Source organism: Saccharopolyspora pogona (assembly GCF_014697215.1).
Classification (GTDB): Bacteria; Actinomycetota; Actinomycetes; order Mycobacteriales; family Pseudonocardiaceae; genus Saccharopolyspora; species Saccharopolyspora hattusasensis.
The window spans coordinates 2,819,000-2,837,166 of sequence record NZ_CP031142.1 but is presented as its reverse complement, the minus strand read 5'-3'; the positions used below and the strand labels follow the sequence as shown (position 1 = coordinate 2,837,166).

Here is an 18,167-nt window from a genome sequence, read left to right as displayed (position 1 = left end):
CGCGGTTTCCTCCGCGCGACGGGTCTCGCCGGCGCGGCGACCGTGCTCGCCGCCTGCGGCACGCCGGGTGGGGCGTCCTCGTCCGGGGGCGGCCCGGCGGGCACCGAGATCACGATGTTCCACTGGGCCGGAGCCCAGGGGACGGTGCCCGAGCAGGTCGGGAAGGCCTTCGCCGCCGCGAGCGGGGTGACCGTCAAGTACATCGAGGGCACCAACGCCGACACGTTCCCGAAGCTCGTCTCGTCGGTTCAGATCAACGCCTCGAAACCGCTGGTCAACCTCGGTTTCTTCAATGCGCAGAGCTTTTCGCAGGGCAACGGCCAAAATCTGTGGCTGCCGGTGCCGGATTCGGTCACCGCGATCGATCAGGTCCTGCCGGAGTACCGGGTCCCCGACCGCCGGGGCGCCTACCTGGTGATGGACGCGATGGGGCTGGTCTACAGCAAGAAGGCATTCCCGACCCCACCGAAATCGTGGATGGACCTGTTCGCCGCCGCCAACCGCGGCAAGGTCACCACGTGGGACGCGCCGTCGTTCGGCGTGAACGCGTTACCGGTGATCGCGAAGCTCAACGGTGGCAGTGAATCGAACCTCCAGCCCGGGCTCGATGTCTTCGAGAACGCGGCGAAGGCGGGCCAGTTCCGCGGTTTCATCGCCTCTCTGGACGCCCTGCGCCAGCAGCTCAACTCCGGTGAGGTGGTGATCGCGCCCGGGTTCCAGGGCGTGGCCGAGCCGTGGATCCAGGCCGGGGACCCGATCGGCTTCGCCGTGCCGACCGAGGGTGTGATGGCGTTCCCGGAGGGTTTCCAGATTGTCAAAGGCTCCAGCGACGCCCAGGTCGACGCTACGGCGAAACTCATGAACCAGATTTTCTCGCCCGAAAACGTCAGTGCTTACTGCAACGCGACGGGAACACTTCCGCTCGTCCAGGGCGCGAAGCTCGACGCGAAATACGCCGACCGGCCCAGTTTCCAGCTCTCGACCGTGGAAAACGCCATCCGCCTCGACTGGAATGCGCTCGTCGCCGCTATCCCGGCCGCGACCAAGGTGTGGAACGAGCAGGTCAAGGCCCATATCTGATGGCACATCCAGCAACCGGTTTCGCCGCCAGCTCCGTCGAGGCGCGTGGCGTGACCCGCCGCTTCGGCGAGCACACGGTGCTCGACGCGGTCGACTTCACGATCCCGTCCAGTAGCTTCTTCTGCCTGCTCGGGCCGTCGGGCTGCGGGAAGACAACGCTGCTGCGGATCATCGCCGGACTTGACCTGCCCGACGCGGGCACACTCCACATCGGAGGGACGGACCACACCCGCACGCCGACGCATCGCCGGCCCACCAACCTGGTCTTCCAGAGCGGGGCACTGTTCCCGCACCTGAACGTGGCCGAGAACATCGCCTTCGGCCTTCGCACGCGGAAGACACCGAAGGCCGAAATACGCCGCCGGGTCGGCGAGATGCTCGAGCTGGTCGCGATGGAGGGGTATGAAAACCGTGCCCTGGCAACGCTTTCCGGCGGCCAGCGGCAGCGCGTCGCGATCGCCCGCTCGCTGGTCCGCCGTCCGGACGTGTTGCTGCTCGACGAGCCACTGAGCGCACTGGATCTGAGCCTGCAGCTGCGGATGCGCCGCGAGCTGCGGACCTGGCAGCAGGAGACCGGCACGACGTTCGTCTGCGTGACGCACAACCAGGCCGAGGCGATGGAGCTGGGCGACCGGATCGCGGTGCTGAACGCGGGCCGGATCGAGCAGGCCGGCACCGGCCGCGAGCTGTACGAGTCGCCCCGCAGCCGGTTCGTCGCCGGGTTCATCGGCGAGAACAACATCTTCGACGCCGCCGACTCCGTTGACGGCATCGCCTTTCCGGACATCGACAGCACCGGTGTGGAGGCTCTCGCCGTGCGCCCCGAAGATGTTCGCCTGGTCGGCACGAAAGATGGCGGCGCCCGCGGCGAGGCGATCGTGCAGACCGCGAGCTTTACCGGCAAGTCGATACGCGTCGCGGTGACCACGAGCACGGGCCGCGAACTACTCGCGGAACTCGCCCCGTCGCACGGAGAGCTCTTTCCCGGGCAGCAGGTCGGCATTGCGTTCCCGGCCGAAGCGGTGCGGCGGCTGGGCCGGGTTCCCGGCCAGGTGCCCGCATGACGGCCACGCGCCGCAGGCTCGGCCTGCTCCTGCTGGCGCCCGGAACGGCGTATCTCGTCCTCGCCTTCGTATCTCTCGCGCTGCTGCTCGTTTCCTACAGCGTCCGCACCGAGCAGAAGTCGACCCTCTTCGCGCCCTTCGATCTCGCCACCTGGCGGGCCGCGCTCGGTGACGGATACCTGTGGTCGACGGTCGGCACAACGCTCCGGTTCGGCCTGCTCGTGACCGTCCTTTGTGTCCTGATCGGCTATCCGCTGGCGTGGTGCGTGCGCGGGCTGCGCCGACCGTGGCAGGCCGGGGCGATGCTGTTCTTGATCTTCTCGCCGATCCTGGTCAGCGTCGTCGTCCGCAGCTACGGGTGGGCGATGCTGCTGCGCCCCGGCGGCCCGCTGGGCGGTGTCCTTGGCAGCTGGCTGTACCACGAACCGGGGGTGGTCCTCGCGCTGGTGCACGTCGAGCTGCCGTTCGCGTTCTTCCCGATCCTGGCCGCCGTGCGCACGCTCCCCGCGGAACTGAGCGAGGCCGCGGCCGACCTGGGCGCGCGGCGCGCCCGGCGGTTCTGGCAGGTGCAGCTGCCGCTCACCACGCCAGGCCTGCTCAGTGGTGCGCAGCTGACGTTCACGCTGACGATCAGCGCGTTCGCCACACCCGCGCTGCTCGGTGGCGGGCGCGTGACCGTGCTAGCGCAGAGCATCTACTCCGACATCCAGCAGCTGCAGTGGCCGCACGCGGCGGTGCAGGCGGTGGTCCTTCTCGTGCTCACCCTGGCCGTCCTCGCGATCTTCGGGCTCCTGGGCCGGCTGGTCGGACCGAGGAGGCCGTTGTGAACCGTTTGCTGCGCACGGTTTTCCTGACCGTGGTCGGACTTTTCATCGTCGCGCCGCTCGTCGTCATCCTCGTCGCGTCGGTGAGCACGGACGAGGTGCTCAGTGGCCTGCCGTCCGGGTTCACCACCCGCTGGCTGAGCGAAGCCCTTGCCAACGAGCAGTTCCAGGTAGGTTTCGCATATTCGATCCGCGTCGCCGCCATCGCCACCGCCTGGGCTGTCGTGCTGGGCACGAGTGCGGCCTACGCGATCCACCGGTTCGATGTGCCGGGGAAATCCTTGCTGCGTTCGGTGTTCATCGCCCCGCTGAGCCTGCCGCGCGTCGTGGCCGGCTTCTGCTTCTTCGTGCTGTACGCGTCGCTGGTCCCGGCGGCATACGGGACTGTCGGGGGGGTCGCGTTCGCGCATGTCCTGCTCCTGCTTCCGTTCGTGGTGTCGCTGGTCGGCGCGGGCCTGGCCAACCTCGACCCCGAGTTGGAGGAGGCCGCACGCGATCTGGGCGCCACGCCGTGGCAGGCGTTCCTGCGCGTGACCCTGCCACGGATTCGCGTGTCGATGATCATCGCCGCTGTGTTCGGGTTCCTCACGTCATTCGACGAGGTGGACCTGTCGGTATTCCTGATGCCGGCGGATACCACGACGCTGCCGGTCGCGATCTTCCTCCGCCTGCAACAGAACCAGGATCCGGTCACGTCGGCCGTGTCGAGCCTGATGATCGCCGGTTCGCTCGCGCTCACCGGGCTCGTCGCCCTCGCGGGGCGCCGCGCCGGGTTGTTCGCGACCCGGAAGGAGCGCATGTGAGTTACCGATTGGGCGTCGACGTGGGCGGCACGTTCACCGATGTCGTGCTCGCCGACGCCGTCACCGGCGAACTGGTCACCGACAAGGTTCCCTCCGATGCCGAGCAGCCCGCCCGTGCGGTCCTGCACGGAGTCCGCCGGGTGCTGGACCGCACGGGCATCTCACCGGAGCAGATCGAGTACTTTTCCCACGGCCAGACCTTCGCGCTCAACACCGTTCTGCAGCGGTCGGGGGCTCGGGTCGGTCTGCTCGTGACTCGCGGGTTCCCGGATCTACTCAGCATCGGCCGCCTTCGCCTGGATGATCCGATCGACCTGTTCACCGCCGAGCGCACCCCGCTCGTCGCCGAGGCCGATGTCCGTGAGATCAGCGAACGGGTGACCGTCGATGGCGTGGTGGTGCGGGCGCTGGACCCGGACGAGGTGCGCCGTGCGGTGCGGGAACTGGTCGCGAGCGGGGTCGAGGCCGTGGCGGTCGCGTTCTTGCATGCCCACCTGCATCCCGAACACGAGCGCGCGGCCGCATCGGCGATCGCCGAGGAGTTCCCGGAGCTGCCGGTCGCGTGCTCGGCCCAGTTGTGGCCCGAAGAAAGGGAGTACGAACGCGCCACGGTCGCGGTGCTCGCCGCGCATGTCGGCGGCGCGCTGGGTGCTTACCTCGCCCAGCTGGCGGGAGCACTCCGCGAACTGGGCCTGTCGTGCCCCTTGCACATCACCAAGTCGAACGGCGGGGTGGCCGCGGTCGACGAGCGCCCAGGCGAAAACCTGCTCGCCGCAGTGGAAACGCTGTTGTCCGGCCCCGCATCCGGTGTCGCGGGTGCGATCCGGCTGGCTGCGGCCGCCGGGGTACACCGGATGATCACGATGGACATGGGCGGGACGAGCGTGGACTGCGCGGTGGTCGACGGCGCGATCCCGTACTCGACGCAGAGCCGGATCGGCGAGTTCCCGTTGATCCTCCCGTCGGTCGAGGTGAGCTCGATCGGTGCAGGTGGCAGCTCGGTCATCCGGGTCGATCCGGCCGGGGTGCTCAAGGTCGGCCCGCGCAGTGCGGGCGCGTGGCCCGGTCCCGCGTGCTATGGCCGCGGTGGTACCGAACCCACGCTGACCGACGCGTACGTCGTGTGCGGCTATCTCGATCCGGAGGACTTTGCGGCCGGCACGGTGCCGATCGACGTGGCGGCGGCGCGCGCCGCGCTGGAACCCGTCGCGAACCGGCTCGGACTGGACCTTGAGGAGGCCGCCGAGTCGGCGATATCCGTTGCCACGGCGATGATGCACGCCCAACTCGTCCCGCTGTGCGCCCAGCGCGGTATCGACACCGCGGACCTGGTCCTGGTCGCCTACGGCGGGGCGGGGCCGGTCCAGGCCGCGCTCCTCGCGCGGGCGCTACACACAGCCGAGGTGCTCATCCCCGCCTCGCCCGGCACGCTGTGCGCGCTGGGAGCCCTCTCCACCGAACTGCGCGCCGATCTGGTCGCACCGATCGGCTGGCGCGTCGCCGACGAAGTGCTCGCCAGGACCTGGGAAGAGCTGGCCGCCAAGGCGCGCGCCTGGTACCTCGCGCAGGAGCACACACTGCATCCCGACGTCCAGCTCACCCGCTGGGCCGACGTCCAGCTTGACGGCCAGTCCTTCACCCTGCCGGTCGCGCTCGCCGACGGTGTGCCCGCGACCGTCGCCGCGCTGCGCGAAGCCTTCGCCGCGGACTACCGGCAGGCCTACGCCGTGGACCCGGGCGACGCCGGAATCGACGTGCGGACCCTGCGGATCACCCTGGCCGCCGCGGGGAACCTACCCCTGGCGCGGCGGCAGACGGCGGAGCCGGCGCAGGTGCGACCGCATCTCGTCGTCGAGAACGGACGTGCCGTGAAAGGGGAGGTACACCGGCGGCCCGGCATAACCGCCGGCACGGAAATCCAGGGCCCCGCGGTCATTTCCGCACCCGACACCACGGTGTTCGTCCCGTCCGGGTTCCGGGCGACGGTGGACGGGTTGGGCAATCTGAGGCTGCGAGGAGAAGCCAATGCGTAGTTCCCCGGTCCGGCTCGAAATCCTGGCGCACCGGTTCTCCGCGGTGGTGGAGGAGATGGCGGAGACGATCCGCCGTACGAGCTTCAGCACGTTTGTCAAGCAGACCGCCGATTTCGGCACCTGCCTGGTGACTCCCGAAGGCGAGCTTTTCGCGGCGCCCCGGCGGATTTCGGGCAACACCATGATCGGCGTGCCCGCGGGTGCCGCGATCCGTTCGCTCGGCGAGTACCGGCCCGGCGATGTCGGGATCAGCAACGATCCGGACGCGACCGGTGGACTGGTCACGCATCTGCCCGACCTGTGGACCTGGTGCCCGCTCTACGCCGGCGACGAGCTCATCGCGTTCGCGCTGAGTTTCGTGCATTCATCGGACATCGGCGGCAGCGTGCCGAGCTCGATCGACTGGGGCCTGACCGACCAGCACCAGGAGGGTCTGCTCATCCCGCCGGTGCGGCTGATCGACGACGGCCGCCGCAACGACGCGCTGTTCGCCCTGATCGCCCGCAATTCCCGGGTGCCGCGGGAGAACATCGGCGATATCGAGGCCCAGATCGCCGCGTTGCGCACGGCCCAGCGGCGAATCGGGGAGATCCACGAAACCTTTGGCGCGCAGGCGATGAAAGACGCCGTCGCCGATCTGCTGGACACCGCCGAAAGCCGAGCGGGGGACATGCTCGGCGAACTCGCCGACGGGACCTATGAGTTCGTCGACTACCTCGAAGGCGCGGCAAGTGTGCCGCCTACCCGGCTGCGGCTGGCGCTCACGATTTCCGGCCGCACCGCGCATCTGTCGTTCGAAGGGACGTCGCCGCAGGTCGTCGAAGCGATCAACCTGCACACCGGGGGCGAGCCGGGACACTACATGCTGGCCTTCGCGCTGGTGAACTGGTTCTACTCCCAGGACAAGTCGGTGCCGTACAACTCCGGCCTGGTCCGTCCGCTGACCGCGACGCTGCCGCTGGGTTCGGTGGTCAACCCGCATGCCGGGGCGACCTGCGGGGTCCGCGCGGCGGTGTTCTTCCGGATCATGGACTGCGTCCTCGGATGTCTCGCCCAGGCCGCGCCGGACGCGGCGATGGCCGCCGGTGCCGGAGCCGTCGCCATCGCGGCGATCTCGCATCGCGACCCGGTCACCGGGCGTCGGCACGTGTCGGTCGGGCAGCCGCTGACCGGCGGTTCGGGCGGGCGCCCGGGGCTGCCAGGCCTGCGCGGTACCAGCTACATGGGCGGCTGGCTGCGCAACGTGCCCAACGAGGTGCTCGAAGCCGAGGTGCCCGTGCTCGTCGAGCAGTACCGCTACCGCCGGGATTCCGGCGGCGCGGGTGCGTTTCCGGGCGGGGACGGGCTGATCGTGGAGCTGCGCAGCCTGGACGACAACGTGACCTTCGCGGTGCGGGGGCTGGAAAGACTGGTCTACCAGCCCTGGGGCGTACGCGGCGGGGGGCCGGGGCAGCGGGGCCGCGCGACCCTGAACCCTGGCACGCCGGACGAACGCGACCTGGGCCGGGTTCGCACGATCACCCTGAACCGGGGAGACGTGCTGCGGGTGGAGACTCCGGGCGGAGGAGGGCTCGGCGAACGGCCGCCCGGCGAAGGCCTGTTCACGCTCGGCGAAGCCAGGGAAACCCACGACCGCCGCTGGCCAGGCGCCAGCCAGCGTGCGCTGATCGACGCCGTACTCGGCCGTGTTCCGCCGGCACGCCAGGCCACCACCTACCGGACGCTGTACCTGGAGGCGGAGCGGCGCGCCGCGGACGGTGTGGTGACCGAAGAGATCGTGCAAGCGGTACTGGAGGGGGCGTTGTGACCGTCTTGCGTTTCGGCTTGATGACCCACGAATCGGCACCGTGGCCCGAACTCGCCGAGCGCTGGCGAGGCTTCGAGGCCGCGGGGTGGGACGCGTTGTGGGCGGGCGATCACCTGTGGAGCGGCGGCGATACGGCGAAACCCCGGTTCGAGGCATGGCTGCTGGCCGCCGGGATCGCGAACGCGACCTCGACCGTGGCCGTCGGCACGCTGGTGAGCGCCATCGGCCTGCGGAACCCGTCCGTGCTGGCGAAACAGGCCGTGACGCTGGACCATATGTCCGGCGGGCGTGCGATAGCCGGGATCGGCCTGGGCGGTAACCCGAAGGACCTCGCTGCCGCCGGGCTCGACCCGTGGCCGGCGGCCGAACGAGGGCCACGCCTGGCCGAGTACTGCGCGGTCGTGCGCGCGATGCTCGACGGCGGTGCGGTGGAGGTCGGCGGGACCTATTACCGGGCCCGGGGTTTCTCCGCGCCCGGGCCGGTCGCGGACCCGATCCCGCTGCTGATCGCCGCGCACCTGCCCGCGTCGATCAAGGTGGCAGCGCGCTACGCGGATGTCTGGAGCACCTACGGCACCCTGTTCAGCCAACTAGCCCGAGGCATCTCGCTGACGCCAGATGAGAGCCTTGCCGCAACCGCGCGCCGTTCGCGGTTGCTCGACGCCGAATGCGAGCTCCTCGGCCGCGATCCGGCGTCGGTGCGCCGGTCGTTCATGCTTGCGTTCACCCAGGACACGCCCTGGCTGTCGGTGCAGCACTTCCGCGACACGATCGGCCGCTACGCGGAGCTCGGGATCACCGAGTTCATGTTCCCGTTTCCCTTACAGGGCAAGCATGATCTGGAGGTCTTTGCCGAGGTCGTGGAGTCCGTACTGCCTCGGCTGCGGAAGGGGGAGCGGCCGTGAACGAGGACCTGATCGCGCTGCGACGGAGCCTGCACGCCGCTCCCGAGGTCGGGTTGCACCTGCCCCGGACCCAGCAGAAAGTGCTGGACGCGCTCGACGGCCTTCCGCTGAAGATCACCACGGGGATCGGATGCACGTCGGTGACCGCGGTCCTGGAGGGCGCCCGGCCGGGGCCGGCAGTGCTGCTGCGGGGTGACATGGACGCCCTGCCAGTTCGTGAGGACACCGGGCTCGACTTCGCCGCCACGGGCGCCGCCATGCACGCGTGCGGGCACGATCTGCACACCGCGGCTCTCGTCGGCGCCGCCCGGTTGCTGTCCGCGGAGCGCGAAGTGTTGGCGGGAAAGGTCGTGTTCATGTTCCAGCCCGGCGAGGAAGGCCACGGCGGCGCTCAGCTGATGCTCGACGAAGGCCTGCTCGACGCGGCAGGCGCCAGGCCCGACTTCGCCTACGCGCTGCACGTCCTCGCCGACCGGCCGCGTGGACTGGTGCTGTGCCGTCCCGGGCCGGTCATGGCCGCCTACTCGGTACTGGACGTGACCGTCGAGGGCCGCGGCGGGCACGGCGGTCGCCCGCACGAGGCCCATGACCCGGTCCCAGCGCTGGCCGAGATCGTGACCGCGCTGTACACGTATGTCGCCCGCCGGTTCGATTCCTTCGACCCCGTGGTGCTCACCGTCGGCGAGATGCATGCCGGATCGGCGCCGAATGTGATACCCGACAACGGTTTCCTGAAAGCCGGGGTGCGCACGTTCTCCGAAACGGCGACCACCCGGGTCGCGGCCGAGCTGCCCGCGGTGGCGGGCTCGGTGGCCGCCGCGCACGGGCTCACCGTCCGCACAAGCGTCCGCCCGGTAATGGCGCCGACCGTGAACGACCCTGTCGCGGCGGCCGTGTTCGCCGACACCGCGATCCGGCTGTTCGGTGCCGGCCGGTACCGCGACCTCGAGCATCCGCGCGCCGGCTCGGAGGATTTCTCCCTGGTACTGCGAGAAATCCCCGGTGCATACGGATACCTGGGCGCGGCGGAGCCCGGTGCGACCGCGGGCAACCACTCGCCCCGCGCCCGGTTCGACGACAGTGTCCTGCCCGATGCCGCGGCGCTGCTGGCCGGTCTCGCCCGTCATCACCTGAACCCCGCGAGGAAGGCCAAGTCATGACCGAACGATGTACCCGCGGCGCCGACGTGATCGTCGACGCGCTGATCCGCAGTGGTGTGACCACAGTGTTCGGCGTGCCGGGTGATACCGGGGTTGTGCTCTACGACGCGTTCTACCACCGGTCGGGCGAGATCGAGCACGTCCTGGCCCGCGACGAGCGGCACGCCGCGTACATGGCCGACGCGTATGCCCGCGTCACCAACCGGGTCGGCGTCGTCGAGGTGTCCAGCGGCGGGGGCGCGACCTACGCGGTCGGCGGGCTGGGAGACGCGTTCGCCTCGGGCGTGCCGGTGCTCGTGATCAGCTCGGACATCCACGCCGCTAGCCGTGGCAGCGGGGCGCTCACCGAAATCGACCAGCGCGGGCTCTTTTCGGCCGTCACCAAGGCACAGCTCGTTGTGGAACGAGCGGACGAGCTGCCCGCAGCGATCGAGGAGGCATTGACGACCGCGATCACTGACCGTCCGGCGCCGGTCGTGGTGATCGTGCCCGAGAATGTGCTGGACGAGCAGACGTCCGCGACCGCACGGGCCAGTGTGATCGCCGCCCCGGCCCGGCGGGAGCACGCCGACGAAGCCGCCGTCGAGATCGCCGCGCGGGCGCTGGCGGGAGCACGGCACCCGGTGCTCGTCGCGGGCGGCGGCGTGCACATTTCGGGCGCCTACCAGGAATTGCGCGAGCTGGCAGAAGCACTCGGCGCGGGTATCGCGACCACGATCCACGGCGTCGGCGCCGTAGGCACCGGCGATCCGTGGCGGCTCGGGATCGTGGGCAACAACTCGGGCCAGCCTGGCACCAACGCCCACGTCGCCGCTGCCGACGTCGTGCTGCTCGTGGGTACCCGGGCCAACGCGACGGACACCAACAGCTGGACGGCCCCGGCACGATACGGTCAGACGGTGATCCAGATCGACATCGACAAGGCCAGGGCGGGCCGTAACTTCCCCGGCTCGCTCCCGCTCGTCGGAGACTGCCGCACGGTTCTGGCTCAGCTACGCCGAGCCGTGACACCGCTGGAGCCCGGACAGCGGGCGCGGCGGCTGGAGGCGGTGGCCTCGGCGCGCGCGAACGCCACCCCGTCGACTGCCTCCGCCGAGTACGCGCCCGGGTTGCTCTATCCACGCGCCGTGGTGGAAACGGTACGAGGCCTGCTGGGCGAAGGCACGACGGTCGTCGCCGACCCGGGCACGCCGACCCCGAACGTCGCCGCCTTCTGGACTCAGCCGCGACCTGGCCGCGGGGTCGTGATTCCGCGCGGGCACGGGCCGATGGGATACGCGATCCCGGCGGCGATCGGCATCGCGAAGGCCCGGCCGGGGCGCCCGGTCGTCGCCGTGACCGCAGACGGAAGCTTCGCGATGGCGTGCGGTGAGCTGGAGACCGCGGCCAGGTTCGCGCTGCCGATCCTGTTCGTGCAGCTGACCAACCACAGCATGGGCTGGATCAAGATGCTGCAGCACCTCTACACGGGCGGCCGGTACTTCGGCGTGGACCCCGGCCCGACCGACGCGGTGATGGTGGCCGCCGCCAACGGGATCGACGGCGCCGCCGTGACTTCGATCGAGGAGCTCGAAAAGCTCGCCGGAGAGTTCGCCGCGAACCCGCGGCCCTGCTATGCCGACGTCGTGGTGCCGCACCTCATCGAGTACTCTCCGCCGGTGCCGGCGTGGGACGCGGGCCTGGCCGGTCACGGCGAACGGCCGGTGTACTGATCTCATGCCGACCAGCGCTCCTGTTCCCGGAGGCCGCGCCCGGCTTTCCGAAGAGGTTTACCGCAGGCTGCGGGCCGACATCGTCGACGGCGTGATCCTGGCCGGCTCCCCGCTCGTGGAGGACGAGATCGCCGAGCGGCTCGGCGTGTCCCGGACCCCCGTGCGGGAGAGCATCCAGCGGCTCGCGGCCGACGGCCTCGCCGAATCGCGGCGCCGCCGGTGGGTCGTGCGCGCCTACTCCGCCGAGGAGGTCGTGGAGATTTACGGCGTACGGGCGGCGCTCGAGTCGCACGCCGCCCGGCTTGCCGCGGTGAACGCGAGCGATGCGCAGCGCGCGGAGATCGAGGCACAGCGGGAGCTGATGACCACCGAGGACGCCTCCGTGCTCGCGGAACGGGCCAAGACGAACGACATCTTTCATGATCTGATCACAGCCGCGTCCGGCAACAGCCGGCTGTTAGAGGACCTTCGCGAACAGCGGCTGTTCCACTTCAACGCGCGCGTCGCCTCCGTCTACACCGCGGAGGATCTGCACCGCTCTTCGCGCCAGCACGGCGCGCTCATCGATGCCGTGGTCGGTGCCAGGTCGGCCGAGGCGGCTGAGGTCGCGCTGGAGCACGTCGAGTTCTCAATGCAGCTCGTGCTGCGCAAGCTGTACTGAGCGCCGGGCTCGCTTGCCGGCCTTTGTGGACAGTGGATCGCCGGAATGGGGTTGCGCAGGCCGGTTGACGACGGAACCGACACGCCAAGGAGCTATTGATCGGACGTGGCTCTTCTGGAGGAATCTGTGGTCAGGGGCTTTGCTGGGTGGTGATCTTGGGAGCATCGGGTATCGACAAGACCACCTTGGCCGATGGCCAGGAGTACGGATTGGCCCGGCTGTTGGACGAGATCGCCACGGAGTTGAAGGAGCGCAGTTATTGATCGGGAACTTATAGGTGTGATCTTCGTTGTTCTGGCATGATCGCTGGTGTGCGGGACGCGCGGAGGTTGTCGCCTGAGGCGCAGGAGGATTTGCGGCGCAGGGTGGTCGCTGCTGTTCATGGTGGGATGAGTCAGGTCGAGGCGGCCCGGGTGTTCGCGGTGGCCCCGCAGTCGGTGTCCAGATGGGTGCAGGCGTGGCGGAAACGTGGCTCGAAGGGTCTCACCGGGCGTCGCCGGGGTCGCAAGCCCGGCGAGCAGAAAGCGTTGAGTGCCCGCCGGCAGCGCAAGCTGCGGTATGCGGTGGCCGAGCACACCCCGGCCACGTTCGGGCTGGCCGGCCTGGTGTGGACCCGCAAGACAGTGGCCGAGCTGATCCGGGTGCGCCACGGCATCGTGTTGAACCTGCGCACCGTCGGCAACTACCTGCGTTCCTGGGGATTGTCGCCGCAGAAACCGATCCGCAAGGCCTACGAACAGGACCCCGAGTCCGTACGCCGATGGCTGGAGGAGGACTACCTGGCCATCGCCGCCCGCGCCCGCCGCGAGGGCGCACTGATCCTGTGGCTGGACCAGACCGGGATCCGCTCCGACGCCACCGTAGCCCGCACCTGGGCACCGGCGGGCCAGACACCGGTGGTGGGCAAAACGGGCAAACGATTCAGCGTGAAAGCGATGTGCGCGATCGGGAACAAAGGCGAGCTGTACTTCACCGTCTACACCGGCTCGTTCAACGGCAAGGTGTTCCTGTCCTTCCTGGACCGGCTGACCCGCCATCTGGACCGCAAAGTCCACCTGATCGTTGACGGACACCCCGTCCACCGCCGCAAGACCATCCAGCAATGGATCACCAAGCACGCTGAGGCGATCGCGATGCACTTCCTGCCGGGATACAGCCCCGAACTCAACCCCGACGAGATACTCAATGCCGACCTCAAACGCACCGTTTCCACCAGCACAGCCCCCAAAACCCGCGCCGAGTTGAAACAAGCGGTCCGCTCCTTCCTCCACCGGCTCCAGAAGCTGCCCGACCGAGTTCGCTCCTACTTCGGCAAACCCGAAGTTCGCTACGCCGCCTAACATCACACATTTGCCACCCGGATCAATATTAGTAAGCTGTTGCGCGTGATCCTGCGCGCGGGAGTGATGGAGGATGGGCAGGTAAGGTGATCAGTTACGGGTGCGCCGCAAGGTGGAGTGATCAGTCCCTTGCTCTGTAACGTGTATCTAGATCAGAGGCGGCTCATCGGCCTCTGCCCGCCTTGCCCTACGCTCCATTGCCAGTTGCACTTCGATTCGGATCTTTAGGTCACACGGCCCGGGGAGTGGTGTGATTGCTGCGAGTGCCCCCCGGGCTGGCTCGTACAGGATGCACACGGATTCTGGATTCGCTCAGGCGCGCCGAGACTCTGTGAAGGGCTGGTTATGCATCTCGCCCTCATACTGGCGCAGGCGACACCATTATCGAGCCCTGCAGGCCTACTGCCAGCGACAACGCTCCATCGAACGTGAAGATCACGATCTCGGTTCGAGTACTAGCGCGATCAGCGACGCTGCTCCAGGCTGGGAGACAAGATCAGATGCCGTTGAACTCTGGGGCGTCATAGCTGTTGCCGATAGGCCCGCAGTGTGCTTGAGCGAAGCGCTCTTGAAGATCGCGTTCTGCTTTGCGGCCCGGAAGTACTCCCGCTTCGAACAGCTTCTTTCGGCTGTGCTTGCCGGGAATGTCATCCATCGACGTCAGGCTGCGTGTTGGTACTCGTTGAGGATGCCGCCCAGGCGCTTGCGTTTTCGTATGTCGAGGTGGGCGATCTGGGTTGGATCGGCGATCGGCTCCGGCAAGACCTCCGATCAACTCAGCGCTTCTGATGATCTTTCGGTTTTATTGATCCGGGTGGCAAATGTGTGATGTTAGGCGGCGTAGCGAACTTCGGGTTTGCCGAAGTAGGAGCGAACTCGGTCGGGCAGCTTCTGGAGCCGGTGGAGGAAGGAGCGGACCGCTTGTTTTAACTCGGCGCGGGTTTTGGGGGCTGTGCTGGTGGAAACGGTGCGTTTGAGGTCGGCATTGAGTATCTCGTCGGGGTTGAGTTCGGGGCTGTATCCCGGCAGGAAGTGCATCGCGATCGCCTCAGCGTGCTTGGTGATCCATTGCTGGATGGTCTTGCGGCGGTGGACGGGGTGTCCGTCAACGATCAGGTGGACTTTGCGGTCCAGATGGCGGGTCAGCCGGTCCAGGAAGGACAGGAACACCTTGCCGTTGAACGAGCCGGTGTAGACGGTGAAGTACAGCTCGCCTTTGTTCCCGATCGCGCACATCGCTTTCACGCTGAATCGTTTGCCCGTTTTGCCCACCACCGGTGTCTGGCCCGCCGGTGCCCAGGTGCGGGCTACGGTGGCGTCGGAGCGGATCCCGGTCTGGTCCAGCCACAGGATCAGTGCGCCCTCGCGGCGGGCGCGGGCGGCGATGGCCAGGTAGTCCTCCTCCAGCCATCGGCGTACGGACTCGGGGTCCTGTTCGTAGGCCTTGCGGATCGGTTTCTGCGGCGACAATCCCCAGGAACGCAGGTAGTTGCCGACGGTGCGCAGGTTCAACACGATGCCGTGGCGCACCCGGATCAGCTCGGCCACTGTCTTGCGGGTCCACACCAGGCCGGCCAGCCCGAACGTGGCCGGGGTGTGCTCGGCCACCGCATACCGCAGCTTGCGCTGCCGGCGGGCACTCAACGCTTTCTGCTCGCCGGGCTTGCGACCCCGGCGACGCCCGGTGAGACCCTTCGAGCCACGTTTCCGCCACGCCTGCACCCATCTGGACACCGACTGCGGGGCCACCGCGAACACCCGGGCCGCCTCGACCTGACTCATCCCACCATGAACAGCAGCGACCACCCTGCGCCGCAAATCCTCCTGCGCCTCAGGCGACAACCTCCGCGCGTCCCGCACACCAGCGATCATGCCAGAACAACGAAGATCACACCTATAAGTTCCCGATCAATAGGTTGACCTGCTTGTGCCCAGCAATACAAACCCCCACGGATGATCGTGGGGTGTCGAGTTCTTCGCGACAGTCGGGCGAGTGGGCCCGTGATAGCAAACGTGTTGGCGTCAAACGGGATTTCGATGCTTTGCGTGAGCGTCGGATGCGGGCGGCGGAGATGTTCGATCGGGGCGAGCGACAGGCTGAGGTGGCCTCTGAATTGGGGGTGTCGGCGCAGGCCGTGTCGCGGTGGTATCGGTTGTGGTCGGACGGTGGGCGCGAGGCGCTGGCGGGCGCCGGCTGTGCCGGGCGGATGCGCGAGCTCTCCGACGAGCAGTTGGCCGAGGTCGAGGCAGAGTTGACCAAAGGTCCACTCGCCAACGGATTTGCGACCGGGATGTGGACTCTTGCGAGGGTGAGTGAGGTGATCGAGCGAGTGACCGGCGTCCGGTATTCGGTGACGCAGACCTGGACGATCTTGCGCGAACGACTGGGCTGGAGCCGCCAGCGGCCGGCGCGGCGAGCTGCCGAACGCGATGAAGAGGCGATCGAGGAATGGATCAAAACCGAGTGGCCACGGATAAAAACAAGCAGAATTACGGCTCTTCTGCTTCTTCCGTGGGTGGGTTAGGCGTGTCCGGGGATTGCACATCTACCGAGACAGTGACTGTTCCGGCTGGTGGCGACCCACGGGAGGTGTCTGGCGATGCGGTTGCAGAGGTGGTCGTAGCGGCGGGTGATGATCGGCCGGCCGTCGAGGTATCGCAGGAGCTGCCCGGCACGCGGGGCGCCGCGTTCTTCGGTGTGGTGCTGGAGATGGGTGATCAGGGTGGGGGGAGACGGGCTGCCAGCGGACGGTTTCGCCTTTTTCGCGGAGGAAGATCAGGCATTGGGTGGGGTCGAGGTCTTGGGGCCGGAGGGAGAGGGCGCCGCTGCGGCGGCAGGCGGTGAGGGACATCAGGTGAACGCCTCATCGGCCCGAGCCGGTGCGGCGGATGAGACGTTCACGCCTGCTTCCGGGGTCAGCGGCAGCCGACGACGGTCAGGTCATGGCAGTTGCTTATGATCGATTGCCGAGTGTCGTTGAGGAGCTCGTCGAGCAGGCGCAGCCGGTACGCCTGCACGGTTCGACGGTCCGCGATGATGTGCCCCTTCGTGTGTGGTGTTGATTTGGCAACGGTGCCCCAGATCTCGGGTCACATACCAGGTGTCATGTCTGAGGCCGGGACTCTCGTGGACAGGCCGGGGATCAGACCGGGGTGGAACAGCGCGAGGATTGCCAGCACGACGAAAACGGCCGAGGCTGCCCAGGCAAGAGCGTTTCCATGTCGCCACACCTTTTCCAGAAAGATCAGCGCGGTGAGCGCGACCATGGCCACCAGGTTCATCACGCCGACGCCGACCAGGATGAGCATCAGCGCCCAGCAGCAGCCCACGCAGTACCCGCCGTGGAGCAGGCCCACCCGAAAGTCGACTCCTGGTCCCCGCAGCGACCCGAAGCGCAGGAACTGTCCTAGCGGAGACCGGCAATGCCGCAGACACACCCGCTTCAGCGGCGTCAGCTGGTACAGCCCCGCAGCAAGGTAGACCCCCGCACCAATCCACCGCGCGTCGCCGGGCGACTGACCTACCAGCCGCTCCGCCCCCAGCAGCAGGCCGAAGGCCACCAGCCCGTACACGGTCCACACCACGATGTAGCCGACGACGAACGAGCCCTGCCGCACGATTCGGCGCGTACCCGTCTCCACTCGGTTGATCGACCTGCCCCAGAGGATGACGACGGGCGCCAGGGCGGGAAACATCATCGCCGCCAACATCGGGACCCACATGGCGAGGAACACCGGCAGCGCCAGCCCCATGGTCCCCAGCCCGACTCCCATCCGCCAGGACTGACCGACCGTCAGCACCCATGCAAGAGTGGCCGCGACAAGCAATGCTGCCCAGGTCCAGCCCAGCACCCGAGTCCGGCCGCCGGAAGACTGCGGCCGAAACGGTCCCGTTCCGGGTACTGCCCCCATCGCCTAGCCCGAGTAGGCGAATTCGGTGAAGAAGGCGTTGCGCCCCTGGGTGGAGAAACTCCAGGCGCCGTCGTATCGGACCTCGGTGGACCGTCCCTGCCGCACGGGTTGCGCCACGGCGCCGAACGGCGGATTGGTGATCACCGACGGCTTCTCGCCGTCCATGCCGACGCTCTGCTCCGCCCGCACCGTGAGCACACCGCCGACCCGGACCGAGCCCTTCCCGTTCGGCGACTCGAACTCGATGGGAACGGCCTCCACGCCGGCTACTTCGGCGATCAGGGGTACCAGATTCGCCAGATGACCACCAGCCTGCCCGGAGAAGATCGCTCCGAGCGCCTCCCGCTGCTCCGAGGACGCGCGGTCATCGAGGTAAAGCGCCACCCGCCAATTCCCGTCGGTCATCTGCTTCGGCGTGTGCACCGCGAGCGCCGCGTTCAACCCCGCCAGATCGACGCCGTCTTTCTCGCCGCGCTCGACCCGCCAGGCGCAGAAAAGATCACAAGCATCCTCCGTCGCCGGTCCGAGGAAGACACAGGGACAGCTGACCGCACAGCTGCAAGCCTCGAAGTAATCGCCCTCGACGGTGAATCCCATATCGCACTCCTCCCGGACGCAGCAACCAATCGCCCGCCGCGGGCAGCAACACCCACTCATGAACGAGCATGACGTCACAAGGCGCCACCGCGGCGACACCTCAAGTAAAAATCCCACGACCAGGGGCAGCCAGAGGCCTTCTGCCCCACCGCTCTCCACGATCGCGTCGTACTCGATCCGGAGAATATCGATGCCGCGATCTTGCCCCCTGGGTGGTGCGCCCATCACGTCATGGGGCCTCAACACCCGCTTGTCGAACACCGAGCACC

Annotated in this window: 16 protein-coding genes; 12 read left to right on the top strand and 4 right to left on the bottom strand. The window is 68.2% G+C overall.

The features are described 5' to 3' along the window. The first annotated feature begins 144 nt into the window (after positions 1-144). The 11 genes from DL519_RS13015 to DL519_RS12965 all read left to right on the top strand — a co-directional run bounded on the left by DL519_RS13015 (position 145) and on the right by DL519_RS12965 (position 13,389). Positions 145-1,080 (top strand): ABC transporter substrate-binding protein, encoded by a 936-nt coding sequence (locus DL519_RS13015; protein ID WP_190815006.1) that lies wholly within the window; start codon positions 145-147, stop codon positions 1,078-1,080. Continuing rightward, entirely contained in the window at positions 1,080-2,144 is a 1,065-nt protein-coding gene (locus tag DL519_RS13010; RefSeq protein ID WP_190815004.1) for an ABC transporter ATP-binding protein, read from the top strand. Before DL519_RS13015 ends, DL519_RS13010 begins: the two co-directional genes overlap by 1 nt. Next, positions 2,141-2,971: an ABC transporter permease gene (locus tag DL519_RS13005; RefSeq protein ID WP_190815002.1), complete on the top strand. Its 831-nt coding sequence runs from the start codon at positions 2,141-2,143 to the stop codon at positions 2,969-2,971. The genes DL519_RS13010 and DL519_RS13005 overlap by 4 nt, the downstream gene beginning before the upstream one ends. Next, a complete protein-coding gene (locus DL519_RS13000) occupies positions 2,968-3,771 on the top strand; it encodes an ABC transporter permease (protein WP_190815000.1) in 804 nt (267 codons plus the stop codon). The genes DL519_RS13005 and DL519_RS13000 overlap by 4 nt, the downstream gene beginning before the upstream one ends. Then, positions 3,768-5,804 (top strand): hydantoinase/oxoprolinase family protein, encoded by a 2,037-nt coding sequence (locus DL519_RS12995; RefSeq protein ID WP_190814998.1) that lies wholly within the window; start codon positions 3,768-3,770, stop codon positions 5,802-5,804. Before DL519_RS13000 ends, DL519_RS12995 begins: the two co-directional genes overlap by 4 nt. Then, a complete protein-coding gene (locus DL519_RS12990) occupies positions 5,797-7,611 on the top strand; it encodes a hydantoinase B/oxoprolinase family protein (RefSeq protein ID WP_190814996.1) in 1,815 nt (604 codons plus the stop codon). The genes DL519_RS12995 and DL519_RS12990 overlap by 8 nt, the downstream gene beginning before the upstream one ends. Continuing rightward, positions 7,608-8,516: an LLM class flavin-dependent oxidoreductase gene (locus DL519_RS12985; protein WP_190814994.1), complete on the top strand. Its 909-nt coding sequence runs from the start codon at positions 7,608-7,610 to the stop codon at positions 8,514-8,516. Before DL519_RS12990 ends, DL519_RS12985 begins: the two co-directional genes overlap by 4 nt. Then, entirely contained in the window at positions 8,513-9,676 is a 1,164-nt protein-coding gene (locus DL519_RS12980; protein ID WP_190814992.1) for a M20 metallopeptidase family protein, read from the top strand. The genes DL519_RS12985 and DL519_RS12980 overlap by 4 nt, the downstream gene beginning before the upstream one ends. Next, complete coding sequence (locus tag DL519_RS12975) at positions 9,673-11,388, top strand: thiamine pyrophosphate-binding protein (RefSeq protein WP_190814991.1); 1,716 nt, start codon at positions 9,673-9,675, stop codon at positions 11,386-11,388. The genes DL519_RS12980 and DL519_RS12975 overlap by 4 nt, the downstream gene beginning before the upstream one ends. 4 nt (positions 11,389-11,392) lie before the next feature. Continuing rightward, positions 11,393-12,049, top strand: coding sequence for a GntR family transcriptional regulator (locus tag DL519_RS12970; RefSeq protein WP_190814989.1), 657 nt, complete (start codon positions 11,393-11,395; stop codon positions 12,047-12,049). A 299-nt stretch (positions 12,050-12,348) separates the two neighbouring features. Then, positions 12,349-13,389, top strand: coding sequence for an IS630 family transposase (locus DL519_RS12965; RefSeq protein WP_190814986.1), 1,041 nt, complete (start codon positions 12,349-12,351; stop codon positions 13,387-13,389). Positions 13,390-13,885: 496 nt separating this feature from the next. On the opposite strand, the gene DL519_RS12960 is transcribed toward DL519_RS12965, so the two are convergent. Further along, a complete protein-coding gene (locus tag DL519_RS12960; protein WP_190814987.1) occupies positions 13,886-14,044 on the bottom strand; it encodes a hypothetical protein in 159 nt (52 codons plus the stop codon). 176 nt (positions 14,045-14,220) lie between these two features. Next, positions 14,221-15,261, bottom strand: a complete 1,041-nt coding sequence (locus DL519_RS12955; protein WP_190814986.1) for an IS630 family transposase — start codon at positions 15,259-15,261, stop codon at positions 14,221-14,223. A 92-nt stretch (positions 15,262-15,353) separates the two neighbouring features. Here DL519_RS12955 and DL519_RS12950 point away from each other — a divergent pair, with 92 nt between their 5' ends. Then, positions 15,354-15,914 (top strand): winged helix-turn-helix domain-containing protein, encoded by a 561-nt coding sequence (locus tag DL519_RS12950; RefSeq protein ID WP_397545048.1) that lies wholly within the window; start codon positions 15,354-15,356, stop codon positions 15,912-15,914. Positions 15,915-16,479: 565 nt separating this feature from the next. Here DL519_RS12950 and DL519_RS12945 read toward each other — a convergent pair. Together DL519_RS12945 and DL519_RS12940 are read right to left on the bottom strand one after the other, a co-directional pair. Beyond that, complete coding sequence (locus tag DL519_RS12945; RefSeq protein WP_223838892.1) at positions 16,480-17,241, bottom strand: DUF2182 domain-containing protein; 762 nt, start codon at positions 17,239-17,241, stop codon at positions 16,480-16,482. A 63-nt stretch (positions 17,242-17,304) separates the two neighbouring features. Beyond that, positions 17,305-18,159, bottom strand: coding sequence for a DUF1326 domain-containing protein (locus DL519_RS12940; RefSeq protein WP_190814979.1), 855 nt, complete (start codon positions 18,157-18,159; stop codon positions 17,305-17,307). Between the last annotated feature and the right edge of the window lie 8 nt (positions 18,160-18,167).

Coding starts and splice junctions, on each gene's coding strand:
- DL519_RS12965 (WP_190814986.1), top strand. CDS start 12,349: ATGATCGCTGGTGTGCGGGACGCGCGGAGGTTGTCGCCTGAGGCGCAG.
- DL519_RS12960 (WP_190814987.1), bottom strand. CDS start 14,044: ATGGATGACATTCCCGGCAAGCACAGCCGAAAGAAGCTGTTCGAAGCG.
- DL519_RS12975 (WP_190814991.1), top strand. CDS start 9,673: ATGACCGAACGATGTACCCGCGGCGCCGACGTGATCGTCGACGCGCTG.
- DL519_RS12970 (WP_190814989.1), top strand. CDS start 11,393: ATGCCGACCAGCGCTCCTGTTCCCGGAGGCCGCGCCCGGCTTTCCGAA.
- DL519_RS12955 (WP_190814986.1), bottom strand. CDS start 15,261: ATGATCGCTGGTGTGCGGGACGCGCGGAGGTTGTCGCCTGAGGCGCAG.
- DL519_RS13010 (WP_190815004.1), top strand. CDS start 1,080: ATGGCACATCCAGCAACCGGTTTCGCCGCCAGCTCCGTCGAGGCGCGT.
- DL519_RS12990 (WP_190814996.1), top strand. CDS start 5,797: ATGCGTAGTTCCCCGGTCCGGCTCGAAATCCTGGCGCACCGGTTCTCC.
- DL519_RS13005 (WP_190815002.1), top strand. CDS start 2,141: ATGACGGCCACGCGCCGCAGGCTCGGCCTGCTCCTGCTGGCGCCCGGA.